Raw genomic sequence first — 12,858 nt, forward strand, 5'->3', positions numbered from 1 at the left:
GATCGCAAGGTCCCCTGAGCCGATCGGGGGACGGTGCGAGGGCCGCTCGACGGTAAGGGAACGGTAAAGCGATGTCGTTCGTTCACGCGGCATGACAGCTATGACCCCTGGCTCGAACATCCCTCTCCCCGTCTCCCGGGTGGCGGTGGACGTCGCCGCCCCGGTGCGGCTCGACGTGTCGGGCCTGCTGCTCACGGGCGACGGCAAGGTGCGCTCCGACGACGACTTCATCTTCTACAACCAGCCGAACGGCCCGGGTGTGACGTACCGCTCCGGCGGCGGTACGTCCCCGGACGCGATCACCGTCGACACGGCCGCCGTGCCCCCGGGCATCGAGAAGATCGTCGTCACCGCGAGCCCCGACGCCGCGGGGCAGACCTTCCAGGGCATCGAGCCGACGGCGACGATCCGCAACGCGGACGACGGCTCGGTGCTGGGCACGTTCACGCCACCGCAGCTGGGCACCGAGACGGCCCTGGTGGTCGTGGAGATCTACCTGCGCAACGGCGCATGGAAGGCCCGCGCGGTCGGCCAGGGGTACGCGAACGGGCTGGCCGGCATCGCCACCGACTTCGGCGTGACGGTGGAGGAACCGGCGGCGGCCCCGGCCCCGCAGCCGACGGCGCCCCAGCCGACGGCCCCGCAGCCGACGACTCCCCCGGTCGTGGCCCCGCCCGCGCCCGCCGCGCCGCCCGCTCCGCCCGTCCCGGGTACCGGGAAGATCAACCTCGACAAGGGCAGGGTCAGCCTCCAGAAGAACCAGACGGTGTCCCTGGTCAAGGGCGGCAGACCGCTGCTCTCCCAGGTGAAGATGGGCCTGGGCTGGGAGCCGGCGTTCCGCAGCAAGGACATCGACCTGGACGCCTCGGTCATCGCCTACGGCCCGCAGCGCGACCACGTCGACAGCTGCTACTTCGGCAAGCTGTCCATCCTCAACGGCGCGATCAAGCACTCCGGCGACAACCTGACCGGTGAGGGAGGCGGCGACGACGAGGTGATCGTGGTCGACCTCGGCCGGATCCCCCCGGAGGTCACCGGCCTGGTCTTCACCGTCAACTCCTTCTCCGGCCAGAAGTTCACGGAGGTCGCCAAGGCCTACTGCCGCCTCCTGGACGCGGCGACCGGCGAGGAACTGGTCCGCTTCGACCTCACCAACGCCGAGGCGCAGACCGGCGTGATGATGGCCAAGCTGGTCCGCCAGTTCTCCGGCGAGTGGGACATGACGGCACTGGGCGAGTTCGTGAAGGCCCGCACGGTCCGGAACATGGTGAAGCCGGGCGCACAGGCGCTGTAGCGGCCGAGGGCCGACCCGTTCCCGCGCCCCTTCCTGGGGGCGCGGGACCGCCTCTTTCCCTTCCGGTCCGTCAGAACAGGGCGCTGTAGGCGTTCAGCGCGGGCTGCCCGCCGAGGTGGGCGTAAAGGACGGTGCAGCCGGGGTCGATTTCACCGCGCTCGACCAGGTCGATCATCCCCGCCATCGACTTCCCCTCATACACCGGGTCCGTCACCATGCCCTCCGTGCGGGCGGCGAGCCGCATCGCCTCCAGGGTGGCGTCGTCCGGGATGCCGTAGACGCCCGCGTGGTAGCGCTCGTCCAGCTCGATGTCGTCGACGGCCAGCTCCCGCTTGAGACCGATCAGTTGCCCGGTCCGCCGGGCTATGCGGGCGATCTGCTCGCGGGTCTCGGCGGGCTTGGCCGAGGCGTCGATGCCGATGACCCGGCGCTCGCGCCCACCGGCCTCCGCCAGTGCGGCGAACCCGGCGGCCATGCCGGCCTGGGTCGACCCGGTCACCGAGCACACGATCACCGTGTCGAAGAAGACGCCCAGCTCCCGCTCCTGCTCGGCGACCTCGTACGCCCAGTTGGCGAAGCCGAGCCCGCCGAGCGGATGGTCGGAGGCGCCGGCCGGGATGGCGTAGGGCCTGCCGCCGGACTCCTCGACCTCGCGCAGCGCCCCTTCCCAGCTCTCCTTGAATCCGATCCCGAAGCCGGCCCGGACGAGCCGGACGTCGGCCCCGGCCAGCCTGCTGATCAGGATGTTGCCAACCTTGTCGTACACGGAGTCCGGCCACTCCACCCAGCTCTCCTGGACCAGCACGCACTTGAGCCCGGCACGGGCGGCGACGGCGGCGACCTGGCGGGTGTGGTTGGACTGCACCCCGCCGATGGAGACGAGGGTGTCGCAGCCCTGGGCGAGGGCGTCGGCGACCAGGTACTCCAGCTTGCGCGTCTTGTTCCCGCCGTACGCGATCCCGGAGTTGCAGTCCTCCCGCTTGGCCCACAGCCCGGCCCCGCCGAGGTGGGCGGTGAGGCGCTCCAGCGGATGCACGGGCGAGGGGCCGAAGAGGAGGGGGTAACGGTCGTAGGAGGAAAGGGACATGGGGTGCCTCCCGGCGGGGTGGTCAGTCGGTGGTGTCGTCGACCAGGTCTGCGAGGGTGTGCCAGATGTCGGCCGTGACCCGGACCGCCGCCCGCGTGTCACCGGCCGCGCACGCCTCGATGAGCCGCTCGTGCAGGCCCGCCGAGCGGCACGAGCCGCCCTCGCCGAAGCGGCGGCGTTCCAGGCGGCGGATGAGCGGGGTGTAGCGGGCGACGGTGGCGGCGGCCGCGCGGTTGCCGGCCATGCGGATCAGGACGTCGTGCAGCTCGTCGTCGGCGCGCAGGGCCTCGTCCACGTCGCCTGCGCGTACGGCGGCGGCGAACCGGTCGTTGGCCGCGCGCATCATGTCGAGGTCGGCGTCCCGCAGCCGGGGTACGGCGGCCCGGGTGGCCAGCTCGTGCATGGCGCCGACCACGGCCGCCGCGTCCCGTACGTCGGCGGCCACGACCGGGGTGACCCGGGTGTAACTCTGGGGCTTGCTCTCCAGGAGCCCCTCGTCGACGAGCCGGGCGAACGCTTCGCGCACCGGCGCCCGGGACAGCCCGAGCCGCTCCGCGAACTCGGCGTCCCGCACCACCGCACCGGGTTCGATCTCCCCGGCGACGATGGCATCGCGGATGGCCTCGTAGGCACGGTCGCGGAGCAGGGTGCGGGGGACGGGTCGCAGGGCCTCCATGAATTGAAATGTTAGATATCAATCAGAACGCAAGCAAGAGTGCGGGGCGGGCACAGGTGTGGCCCGCACCCCCCGTGAAGGTGCGGGCCACGCTCATGCGCCGACGGCGGTCAGGCGGCCGCCGCCCACGGCCAGTCGGCGTCCCGGGCGGACTCCAGCAGCGGCACCATCCGGAATGCCGCGTCCGAGAGGCCGCCGAAGGTGTGCCTGTTGGCCGCTCCCGACGGGCCGTGGCCGACCCGGTAGCCGGCCAGGTTCCAGGTGTAGACCGGGATGTGGGCCGGGACCTGCTGGGTCGGGTCGCCGTGCCGGTGGTACGTGTACTGCTCGTCGGTGACGATCAGCACCCGGTCCTGCCCCCGGTAGTGCGAGCGGATCGCCGAGGTCGTGTCGGTACCGCCCAGCGAGCCGAAGCGGCCGAGGATCTTCAGCACCGACTCGCCCTTGCCGAACGTCAGCCGCTTGCTCGTCGTACCGAACTCGACGAGGTCCGCGTCCGACGCCCGCAGCGCGAGCGCCGTACCGAAGATCGCCGCCGCGTCGGCCCGGTTGAGCCGCGAGCGGTCGGACAGCGGACCCCACATCGAGCCGGACCGGTCGACCAGCACCAGCGTCCGCCCCGGCAGCGCGGGCACGTTGGCCAGCGAGTGGCCGAGCGCCCGCTCCAGCGGGAAGGACCAGCGCAGCGACGGAGCGTGCTGGTACGCGGCGAGGTACCGGAACGGGAACTGCCGCGAGCGCGCCACCTCCGCCGGGTCACTGATCCGGGCCGCGACCTGGGCGGCGACCTCGTCGGAGACTCCGGCCTCGTCGAAGTTCCGCAGGTTGCGGGTCAGTGCCATGACGCCCATGGAGGGGATCACGGCCTCCCAGGCCGCCCTGTCCATCGGGCCCTGGAGCCATCCGGCCAGTGCCTCCCAGGTCAGCCCCGCCGCCGCGAGCCGCTCGGCGCCACCGGGTTCGGTGACGACCACACGCCGCCGTGCGACGGGCAGCGCCATCAGCTCGCGGTGTGCCGCGAGCACCGGGCTCGACGCGGGCGGTACCGCCGTGTCCGGGTGGTGCCGCCGGTCCAGCGCGTACTGGAACAGCTCGCCCTGCCACGGCTTGTCCGGGTCCGGCGCCGCGTGCACCAGGTTCAGGATGTCGCCGAAGCGGTATCCCTTGGCCGCGGTGTCGTACTTGAGCAGCGACTTGCCGTGGTAGAGCCGCCGTACAGCGTCGGCGATCCCCCGCTTGACGGGCTTGGGGACGGCACGGCCGTAGGTCGCCGTCCAGTAGGCGAGCAGTTCGCCGGGCTCGTCGGGCCGCTGCAGCACGGAGGCGACGACCTGCCGGTTCGAGGGGCCCTCGGTGGCGCCCGCGGTCAGACGTGCGTGCACGTACTCGGCGGCGCCCACGAGGGAGGCGGTCCGCATGTTGCCCTCGCCGTGCAGCCAGCCGAGCAGGCCGGCGGTCCAGGCCGGATCGGCGACGGCGAGCTCGCGGACGAGCTTCGCGTACCGGTCGTCGCGGTCTGCCTCACTCTCGTAGAAGGTGCCCGCGGCAAAGTGGGACACCGCCAGCAAAAAAAGTTCAGACCGCGTGTCCCGCTCCTGGCCACGCCCGCCCTGGTAGGTGCGGAGCACGCGTCCGGTCGAGGTGACCCGTGAAGTGGGCTGCGCTCGGGCCGCCTTGGTGTTGAATCGCGCCATGGTGAATTCCCCCCCGAATTCATTGGAGTCTGGGAGGAGGCGCAACAAGAGGAGGGTGCCCGAGATCAGGAGTCGGCGACGGGACTTTAACCTGGCGCGTCTTCCTTTCCGCCACATCGGCCCTGAGCCGATGACGGGATTCGAACCCGCATCCCCTTTCGGGGACCAGGGCCCTGAAGTATCCGCTGCCTGCGCACCGGGCACCCACCATGAGCTGCGCCTCCCGAGTTCAGTGACACACGCACCGGGAGGTGCATGAAGTTTTTGGTGTCCAGAGTTCAAGGCCGGCGGAACCGACGTAGGTGCTCTAACCCCTGAGCTACACCGGCGCGTTGTACCGGTGGCGGGACTCGAACCCGCGGCCGCCCCATTATCAGTGGAAGTAGGTCCTGCCTTCGCACCTGGACGTTCATTACCTTAGGAGGCGTGCCGCGGGCCGAGCGAGTGAATTAATTACCCGCGCTTCTGGCGCTTCCAGGGCCCGGTGATGGCGAGCATGATGCCCGGGGTCTGGATGTTCGCGTAGAGGGTCTTGCCGTCGGGCGAGAAGGTGACGCCGGTGAACTCGCTGTATTCCGGCTCCTCTTCGGTGCCGCCCGCCGCGGCAGCGGCTGATGGGATCGCCAGTTCGTTGCGGGCGATCGGGTAGGTGCGGCCGCTGTCGGTGGCGCCGAACAGGTGCTGGATGCCCTCACCGTCCTCGGCGATGACCAGGCCGCCGTACGGGGAGACGGTGATGTTGTCCGGGCCGTCGAAGGCGCCGTCCACCGACGGGTCGGGGTTGACGCCGATGAGGACCTTCAGGGTGAGGGTGCGGCGCTTGGGGTCGTAGAACCAGACGGCGCCGTCGTGCTGGACGGGGCTCTCCGCACGGGCGTAGGAGGACACGATGTACACGCCGCCGTCGCCCCACCACATGCCCTCCAGCTTGCGGGCACGGGTGACCTGGCCGGTGGTGAACTGCTTGCGGACCGAGGTGGTCTTCGCGTCGCGGTCCGGGACGTCCACCCAGTCGACGCCGTACACGGTGCCGATCTTCGTGGCGCGGGAGAGGTCGTCGACGAACACGCCCCCGGAGTCGAAGCACTTGAAGGCCTGGAGCGTGCCCGCGTCGTCGGCGAGGGTGCGCAGCCGGCCGCGGCCGTGGTGGAAGTGCTCGGGCGGGGTCCAGCGGTAGAGCAGACCGTTCGGGTTGGACGCGTCCTCCGTCAGGTAGAGGTGGCCGCGCTTGGGGTCGACGACGACGGCCTCGTGCGCGTACCGGCCCAATGCCTTGATCGGCTTGGGGTTCCGGTTGGCCCGGCGGTCCTCGGGGTCGACCTCGAAGACATAGCCGTGGTCCTTGGTCATGCCGTTGGCGCCGGCCTTGTCCTCGGTCTCCTCGCAGGTGAGCCAGGTGCCCCAAGGGGTTTTGCCGCCCGCGCAGTTGGTGGCGGTGCCGGCGATACCGACCCACTCGGCGACCTTGTCGTGGCGCACCTCGACGACCGTGCAGCCGCCGGCGGCCGCCGGGTCGTAGACGAGGCCCTCGGTGAGCGGCACCGGGTGGGTCCAGTTGGCGCGGGGGCCGGCCAGCTCGTGGTTGTTGACGAGGAGGGTGGCGCCGCGCGGGCCGTCGAAGGTGGCGGTGCCGTCGTGGTTGGAGGGGGTGAACTCGCCCGTCTCCAGCCGGGTCTTGCCGCTGTAGGTGATGACGCGGTACTTGAAGCCGGCGGGGAGCGCGAGGATGCCGTCGGGGTCGGGGAGCAGCGGCCCGTAGCCGACGCCGCCGTGTCCGTGTCCGTGCCCCGCCTCGGCCGCGTCGGACGCCTTGGTCTCGGTGGAGGCGAGGGCGTTCGGGGCGGTGGCGAGGGCGCCGACGCTGCCCGCCAGCCCGACACCGGCACCGGTGATCGCGGATTTCCTGGCGAAGTCCCTGCGGGTGAGCGACATGGTGTCTCCTGTGACGGTCGAAGTGCCGTGGAGGGTGGCGGACCTCAAGTCGGCGCACACGCTCCCGGCCGCGTCTGAACTCCGCTTGAACTCGGGGCGACATCGGCTTCGGGAGTTCCATGAATCCGTATGCACCGCCCCACGGAAGCCAAAAGCCACACTCGAGAACGCGCCGCTCGGAATCTTTCTCTTCCGCCGCGGCGGCGCTCAGCCACACTCGACGCGTCCGGCGGTGCCCGGCCCCCGCGCACCCCCGCCGCTTCGGCCGCTACCCCCCGTGCTGCGACCGCGCCTTGAACGCCGCCTTCCGGGCCTCCTTCGCGACCTTCTTGTCCGGGTGCAGGCGTCCCATCGCCTCCAGGACGTCGGCCGCGTCCGGGTGGTCGACCCGCCAGGCCTCGCCGAAGAACCCGGCGTGCTGCTGGGCCAACCCCTCGACCAGGGCCTGCAGTTCCTCGGAGTTCCCTTCGGCGGCCAGCTGCGCGGCGACCGTGTCGATGGTCAGCCAGAAGATCATGTCCGGCGAGGGCGCCGGTACGTCGGCGGCGCCGCGCTCGGCCAGCCAGACCCTGGCCAGTCCGCCCAGCTCGGGGTCGCCGAGGACCTCGCGGAGTGCCGGTTCGGCCTCGGTGCCGACCAGGGACAGCGCCTGCTGGCAGCGCAGCCGGCGCAGCGGCGCGCCCGCGTCCTCGCCCCGCGCGGCGGCCAGCAGCTCCCGGGCGGCGGCGAGGGCCTCACGACGGTCCAGCCACTGCTCGGTCTCGGCCTGCGCGGCTCCCTGCGGAAACGTGGCCATGCCGTCGAGCAACGCGTCCGCGCCCTTGTCGGCGAGTTCCCCGACCGCCGGTGCCTCGAGCCCGGCCTCCAGCAGCCGCGCCCGCAGCCCGTACGCGCCGAGCGGGGTGAGCCGCACCATGCCGTACCGGGTGACGTCGCTCTCGTCGACCGGCCCCGCGGCCGGCTCCTCCTCGGCGTCGGCCATGAGCGCCTCGTCGACCGGCTGGTACGCGACGAGTCCGACCGGCTCCAGCATCCGGAACTGGTCGTCGAGCCGCATCATCGCGTCGGAGACCTGCTCCAGGACGTCGTTGGTCGGCTCCCCCATGTCGCTGGGCACGATCATCGACGCGGCGAGCGCGGGCAGCGGCACCGGCGCCTCGCCGGGACCGCCTTCGCTCACCGTCAGCAGGTACAGGTTGCCGAGGACGCCGTCGAGGAACTCCGCCTCCGCCTCGGGGTCCCAGCCGAGTGACGAGAAATCGACCTCGCCGCCCTCGCCGAGCGCGTCGACAATTCCATCCAGGTCGGGCACGCTCGCGTCGCCGATCACCGTCTCCAGGGCGGCCAGCCAGACCCCGAGGACGTCATGCGGCGAGCCCCCGGTGAGCAGCGCCAGCTCCTCCCCCGCCGCGACCGTCCCGGTCTCCTCGTCGACGATCTCGACGAGCCCCGCGTCCAGGGCGACCCGCCAGGCCTCGGCGGTGTAGGCGGCGGCGTCGTCCCCGGTGAGCCCGAGCAGTTCGGCGGCGGCCGGGAGCTGCTCCTCGGCCAGTCCGCCACCTGCGTCGACGCGGGTGTCGGGCCCGGCCCAGCGGGCGAGCCGGGCGGCCCGGGAGAGCAGCGGCGTGGCCAGCGCGGCGCTTGCCAGCTCCGCTTCGGGACGCAACCGCACCGGCGGCAGGGGGGAGCTGTCTGACATCGGGTGGTTCTCCTCGGACGCCTCTACGGTCGTATGACGACATGGACTCCGTACGACGGCCGTACGACCATCGGGACGCCGTACGCCTCAGCCGCTCAGCCTAGACGGATTTCCACCCATGCCACCCGGTTCATCTCCTCGCCGAGCCGCGTACATGGCCGAAACCTTGACAACTCCCCTGCGCAGGGACGAGATTGACGCGCGTAGAAAACAGGGGGGACAAGTGTTCACTCTCTGTCTACGCGTGTCATGCCCACTCCATGACGCCCCCTCGTCCCGGCACCGTTTATGTCCCCGGAGGGATTTCCTTGCCGAGCAGGTCTTCCGCGCGTCTCGCCGCGCTCACCGTCGCCGCCGTCTGCAGCGCGGCGTCCACCGTCGCCCTCACCTCGCCGGCCCAGGCCGACGGGCTGCGCATCCATGACGTCCAGGGCGCCACGCGCATATCGCCGTACGCCGGCCAGAAGGTGACGGACGTCCCCGGCATCGTCACGGCCACGCGTACCTACGGCTCCTCGCGGGGTTTCTGGCTGCAGGATCCGACGCCGGACGACAACCCGGCCACCAGTGAGGGCGTCTTCGTCTTCACCAGCTCCACCCCGAAGGTCGCGGTCGGCGACTCCGTCACGGTCACCGGCACGGTCTCCGAGTACGTCCCGGGCGGCGCCACCACCGGCAACCAGTCGCTGACCGAGATCACCAAGCCGACGGTCACCACGGTCTCCACCGGCAACGCGGTCCCGGCGCCGGTCGTGATCGACAAGAAGTCGGTGCCGGCCAAGTACACCCCGGCGGGTGACACGGCCGCGGCCGGCTCGGTCAACGGCCTGACGCTCCAGCCGAAGAAGTACGCCCTGGACTACTACGAGTCCCTGGAGGGCATGAACGTCCAGGTCCGCGACACCCGCGTGGTCACCGCCACCGACCCGTACGCCGAGCTGTGGGTCACGGTGAAGCCGCACGAGAACCGCACGGTCCGCGGCGGCACGCTGTACCGCTCGTACAACGACCAGAACACCGGCCGCCTCCAGATCCAGTCCCTGGGCTCGACCGCCGACTTCCCGGTGGCGAACGTCGGTGACACGCTGACCGGCGCCACGACCGGCCCGATGGACTACAACCAGTTCGGCGGCTACACCCTCGTCGCGAGCGAGCTGGGCACCCTCAAGAGCGGTGGCCTGCAGCGCGAGACGACGAAGAAGCAGTCGAAGAGCGAGCTGGCCGTCGCCACGTACAACGTCGAGAACCTCGACCCCTCCGACGGCACCTTCGCCGCACACGCCGCCGCGATCGTGAACAACCTCCAGTCGCCCGACATCGTGTCCCTGGAGGAGATCCAGGACGACAACGGTGCGACGGACGACGGCACGGTCGCCGCGGACGTGACGGTGAACAAGCTGATCGACGCGATCGTCGCGGCCGGCGGACCGAAGTACGACTGGCGTTCCATCAACCCGGTCAACGACCAGGACGGCGGCGAGCCCGGCGGCAACATCCGCCAGGTCTTCCTCTTCAACCCCGAGCGGGTGTCCTTCGTCGACCGCGCGGGCGGCGACTCCACCACCGCGGTGGGTGTCACCAAGGTGCACGGCCAGGCCCAGCTGACCGCCTCCCCCGGCCGCGTCGACCCGGCGAACTCCGCCTGGACGGCCAGCCGCAAGCCGCTGGCCGGCGAGTTCGTCTTCCGCGGCAAGACGGTCTTCGTGATCGCCAACCACCTGAACTCCAAGGGCGGCGACCAGGGCCTGACCGCGCAGTACCAGCCGGTGGCGCGCAGCTCGGAGGTCCAGCGCCACGCGCAGGCGACGCTGGTCAACGCGTTCGTCAAGAGCATCCTCGACGTCCAGAAGGACGCGAACGTCATCGCGCTCGGCGACATGAACGACTTCGACTTCTCCGGCACGACCAAGATCCTGGAGAGCCACGGCGCGCTCTGGTCGGCGATCCAGTCGCTGCCGACCAAGGAGCGCTACACCTACGACTACCAGGGCAACGAGCAGGTCCTGGACCAGATCCTGATCAGCAAGGAGATCCGCCGCAACGGCGACTTCGAGTACGACAGCGTGCACGTCAACTCGGAGTTCCACGACCAGATCAGCGACCACGACCCGCAGGTGCTGCGCTTCCGTCCCTGACAACCGTGGCTCAGGACTGGCTGAACACGCCGTTCAGCCAGTCCTGCCAGGCACGCTCGTTCGTCTGGGCGTCGGCGTCCGCCGCGAAGTCGTGGACGCTGATGCCGACCGGGGCGCCCCAGTGGTTGCGTCCGAAGAACCGGACGAGGGCGTCGTCGGTGCGCAGCCCGATGAAGTACGGGTTGCGGTAGTCGACCACCGCCTCCAGCGTGCGCCCGCCGGGCCCCCGGACGCTCGCCTTCGCGCCCTCGGCCAGGTCGTCCGGCAGGCCCAGGGCGCGGCCCACGGCGTCGAAGGCGTCCGGTGCCTGGGCCGCCTCGGGCCCGTTGAGCTGCGCGAAGGTGACCGGGCGGGGCGCGAAGTGGACCAGGTACTCGCGCAGGGTGTGCAGATAGAAGTCGGTGTGCCGGCTCGCGCCGTCGTACTGGTTGTCCCAGTCGTCGGTGAAGATCCCGCTGTGCACGTAGCGCACCCAGGCACGACGGCCGCCGTCCCGCGGCTCGATGACGTGCTCCAGCTGGTTGACGCTCTGGACCGGGAAACCGACGTCCTCGCTGCGGACGATCAGGTGGTGCGGCGGTTCGTAGGCGGTCACGGTGGAGCCGAAGGCCGCCGCGCCGCCCACCCGGGGCTCGGGCGGCTCCATCGGCCACAGGTAGGCGCCGGAGCCGTTGGTGATCGCCTCCCACACCTCCTGGGGTGTGGCGTCGACCTCGAACTCGCGGGCGATCTCGAATTCCTTGGACATGTCGGGGCTCCTGCTGCCTACTGATCCGTTTCGGGGGTGGTCCGCTCCGAGACCCCGGGCCGGCCCTCGGCCGCCGGGTGGATCTCGGCCGGGGGGTGCGTCTCGGCCGTCGGGCCGGTGTCCGCCGCCGGGCGGGGGTCGGCCTTGACCGTGGGGTGGAGGGCGACGACGATCCGGTGGTCCCGGCCGTCCTCCGTATCGGGCGCGTCGTACTTGCGGATGAGCGCGCTCACGCCCGCCGTCAGCTCCTGCACGAACGCCGCGCGGTCGGCGGCGGAGGCGAAGCGCACCTCGCCGTCCAGCGCATAGGTCGCCAGCTGTCTGCGGGCCTTGGCGGCACCGCTGATCAGCGTGCCGACGTCGCGCACCAGGCGGGCGCCGACCGCTAGCAGCCAGCGCGCGGAGAGCTGGTCGCGGAAGCGGTCCGGGTCCGGCTGTACGGCGGGCAGGGCGGCCGGCGAGATGACGTACGACGCGGCGGTCGCGCGCATCAGCCGCTCGTTGACATTGCCCTTGCGCCGCTCGCCCGCCAGCTCGACCAGGCCGTGCCGCTCGAGCGCCTTGAGGTGGTAGTTCACCTTCTGTCTGGGCAGCCCGACCCGGCCGGCCAGCATCGCGGCCGACGCGGGCGCGGCGGCCAGTTCGGCGAGCAGCCGGGCCCGTATGGGGTCCAGCGACACCGCCGCGGCCTCGGGGTCCTCGATCACGGTCACGTCCAGCATGGCTCCACCCTCTCACCGAAAACTTTTCCTGTCCAGACGGATCAGATTTTCGGTGAGAGGGTGGAGAGAAGGCGGTGGCGCGAAGGCCCCTGGGCCGGTCTCAGTGGCGCCGGGCCCGGCGCCGAACCCGCATGGCCACGGCACCGGCGACGGCGAGGGCGGCGCCCGCGACCAGCGCCGGGCGGGCATGCCGCAGGGCGCCCCGGACGGCCGTGTGAGCGGACTCCGGGACGCGTCCCTCGGCGGCGCGGCTCGCCTCGACGGCCTTTTCGGACGCCAGATGACCCGCCCGTCCCGCCCCCTCCTGGACGGCGTGTCCGGTCTTGAGTGCCCGCTCCTGGACAGCGTGTCCAGTCCTGAGCGCCCGCTCCTGAAGCGTGTGCCGCGCCTTCGCCATGTGCTCCTGGGTCGTGTGGCCGCCCTTCGCCGCCCGGCCCTGGGCCTGGTGGCCGGCCCGGGCAGCACTCTGGCGCAGCTGGACGGTCAGGGCGCCGGCCTTGTCCTTGAGATCGGCGGCGCGGGCCTGGGTACGCCCCTTGAGGTCGGCCTTCGCCGCCAAGGAGCCCGCGGTGTCGGCGAGTCGGGCCCCCGTTCCGTGTGCGGTCCTCTTCGTCATCGGTACTGCCCCTCCAGGTCTCGTCGGCGTCCGCTGGTACCTGCGGACCTTCCGAGTACCCAGGTCGCCGACGGTCAGGCGGGGCACCTGTCCCTCAGCCCCGTTCCCCCCGCCCGCCGAGCCCGTGCGAGCCGACTCTGGAACCGGTCGAGGGGGGGGGGCCCCCCACGCGCCCCCCCCCCCCCCCGCCCCCCCCCCCCGCGCCCCCCCCCGGGCCCGCCCCCGCGCGGGCGCGGGCCGCGCGCCCCCCCCCCC

The 12,858-nt window shown here is 71.6% G+C and carries 10 protein-coding genes; 2 read left to right on the top strand and 8 right to left on the bottom strand.

Annotated features, from left to right (window positions below; genetic code table 11):
- Positions 1-100: 100 nt before the first annotated feature.
- A complete protein-coding gene (locus tag ACWGJB_RS11530; RefSeq protein WP_453379989.1) occupies positions 101-1,294 on the top strand; it encodes a TerD family protein in 1,194 nt (397 codons plus the stop codon).
- Positions 1,295-1,364: 70 nt separating this feature from the next.
- Here the strand turns inward: ACWGJB_RS11530 and ACWGJB_RS11535 are convergent, their stop codons facing one another.
- The 5 genes from ACWGJB_RS11535 to ACWGJB_RS11555 form a co-directional block, all read right to left on the bottom strand.
- Entirely contained in the window at positions 1,365-2,381 is a 1,017-nt protein-coding gene (locus tag ACWGJB_RS11535) for a 1-aminocyclopropane-1-carboxylate deaminase (RefSeq protein WP_453379990.1), read from the bottom strand.
- A gap of 22 nt (positions 2,382-2,403) precedes the next feature.
- The gene (locus ACWGJB_RS11540; RefSeq protein WP_453379991.1) at positions 2,404-3,057 is read right to left on the bottom strand and encodes a GntR family transcriptional regulator; all 654 of its coding nucleotides are present in this window, start codon (positions 3,055-3,057) and stop codon (positions 2,404-2,406) included.
- Positions 3,058-3,167: 110 nt separating this feature from the next.
- Positions 3,168-4,751, bottom strand: coding sequence for a TROVE domain-containing protein (locus ACWGJB_RS11545; RefSeq protein ID WP_453379992.1), 1,584 nt, complete (start codon positions 4,749-4,751; stop codon positions 3,168-3,170).
- A gap of 453 nt (positions 4,752-5,204) precedes the next feature.
- Positions 5,205-6,683: an alkaline phosphatase PhoX gene (locus tag ACWGJB_RS11550; RefSeq protein WP_453379993.1), complete on the bottom strand. Its 1,479-nt coding sequence runs from the start codon at positions 6,681-6,683 to the stop codon at positions 5,205-5,207.
- 268 nt (positions 6,684-6,951) lie between these two features.
- Positions 6,952-8,382 (bottom strand): hypothetical protein, encoded by a 1,431-nt coding sequence (locus ACWGJB_RS11555; RefSeq protein WP_453379994.1) that lies wholly within the window; start codon positions 8,380-8,382, stop codon positions 6,952-6,954.
- Positions 8,383-8,690: 308 nt separating this feature from the next.
- On the opposite strand from ACWGJB_RS11555, the gene ACWGJB_RS11560 reads away from it, so the two are divergent.
- A complete protein-coding gene (locus ACWGJB_RS11560) occupies positions 8,691-10,517 on the top strand; it encodes an endonuclease/exonuclease/phosphatase family protein (protein WP_453379995.1) in 1,827 nt (608 codons plus the stop codon).
- A 10-nt stretch (positions 10,518-10,527) separates the two neighbouring features.
- On the opposite strand, the gene ACWGJB_RS11565 is transcribed toward ACWGJB_RS11560, so the two are convergent.
- The 3 genes from ACWGJB_RS11565 to ACWGJB_RS11575 form a co-directional block, all read right to left on the bottom strand.
- The gene (locus ACWGJB_RS11565) at positions 10,528-11,265 is read right to left on the bottom strand and encodes an SRPBCC family protein (protein WP_453379996.1); all 738 of its coding nucleotides are present in this window, start codon (positions 11,263-11,265) and stop codon (positions 10,528-10,530) included.
- A gap of 17 nt (positions 11,266-11,282) precedes the next feature.
- Positions 11,283-11,987 carry a helix-turn-helix domain-containing protein gene (locus tag ACWGJB_RS11570; RefSeq protein ID WP_453379997.1) on the bottom strand — a complete coding sequence of 235 codons (705 nt, stop codon included), beginning with the start codon at positions 11,985-11,987 and terminating at the stop codon, positions 11,283-11,285.
- A gap of 100 nt (positions 11,988-12,087) precedes the next feature.
- A complete protein-coding gene (locus ACWGJB_RS11575) occupies positions 12,088-12,603 on the bottom strand; it encodes a DUF3618 domain-containing protein (RefSeq protein WP_453379998.1) in 516 nt (171 codons plus the stop codon).
- Positions 12,604-12,858 lie beyond the last annotated feature (255 nt).

This window comes from Streptomyces sp. NPDC054813 (genome assembly GCF_053611365.1).

Coding starts and splice junctions, on each gene's coding strand:
- ACWGJB_RS11575 (WP_453379998.1), bottom strand. CDS start 12,603: ATGACGAAGAGGACCGCACACGGAACGGGGGCCCGACTCGCCGACACC.
- ACWGJB_RS11565 (WP_453379996.1), bottom strand. CDS start 11,265: ATGTCCAAGGAATTCGAGATCGCCCGCGAGTTCGAGGTCGACGCCACA.
- ACWGJB_RS11545 (WP_453379992.1), bottom strand. CDS start 4,751: ATGGCGCGATTCAACACCAAGGCGGCCCGAGCGCAGCCCACTTCACGG.
- ACWGJB_RS11550 (WP_453379993.1), bottom strand. CDS start 6,683: ATGTCGCTCACCCGCAGGGACTTCGCCAGGAAATCCGCGATCACCGGT.
- ACWGJB_RS11555 (WP_453379994.1), bottom strand. CDS start 8,382: ATGTCAGACAGCTCCCCCCTGCCGCCGGTGCGGTTGCGTCCCGAAGCG.
- ACWGJB_RS11535 (WP_453379990.1), bottom strand. CDS start 2,381: ATGTCCCTTTCCTCCTACGACCGTTACCCCCTCCTCTTCGGCCCCTCG.
- ACWGJB_RS11530 (WP_453379989.1), top strand. CDS start 101: ATGACCCCTGGCTCGAACATCCCTCTCCCCGTCTCCCGGGTGGCGGTG.
- ACWGJB_RS11540 (WP_453379991.1), bottom strand. CDS start 3,057: ATGGAGGCCCTGCGACCCGTCCCCCGCACCCTGCTCCGCGACCGTGCC.
- ACWGJB_RS11570 (WP_453379997.1), bottom strand. CDS start 11,987: ATGCTGGACGTGACCGTGATCGAGGACCCCGAGGCCGCGGCGGTGTCG.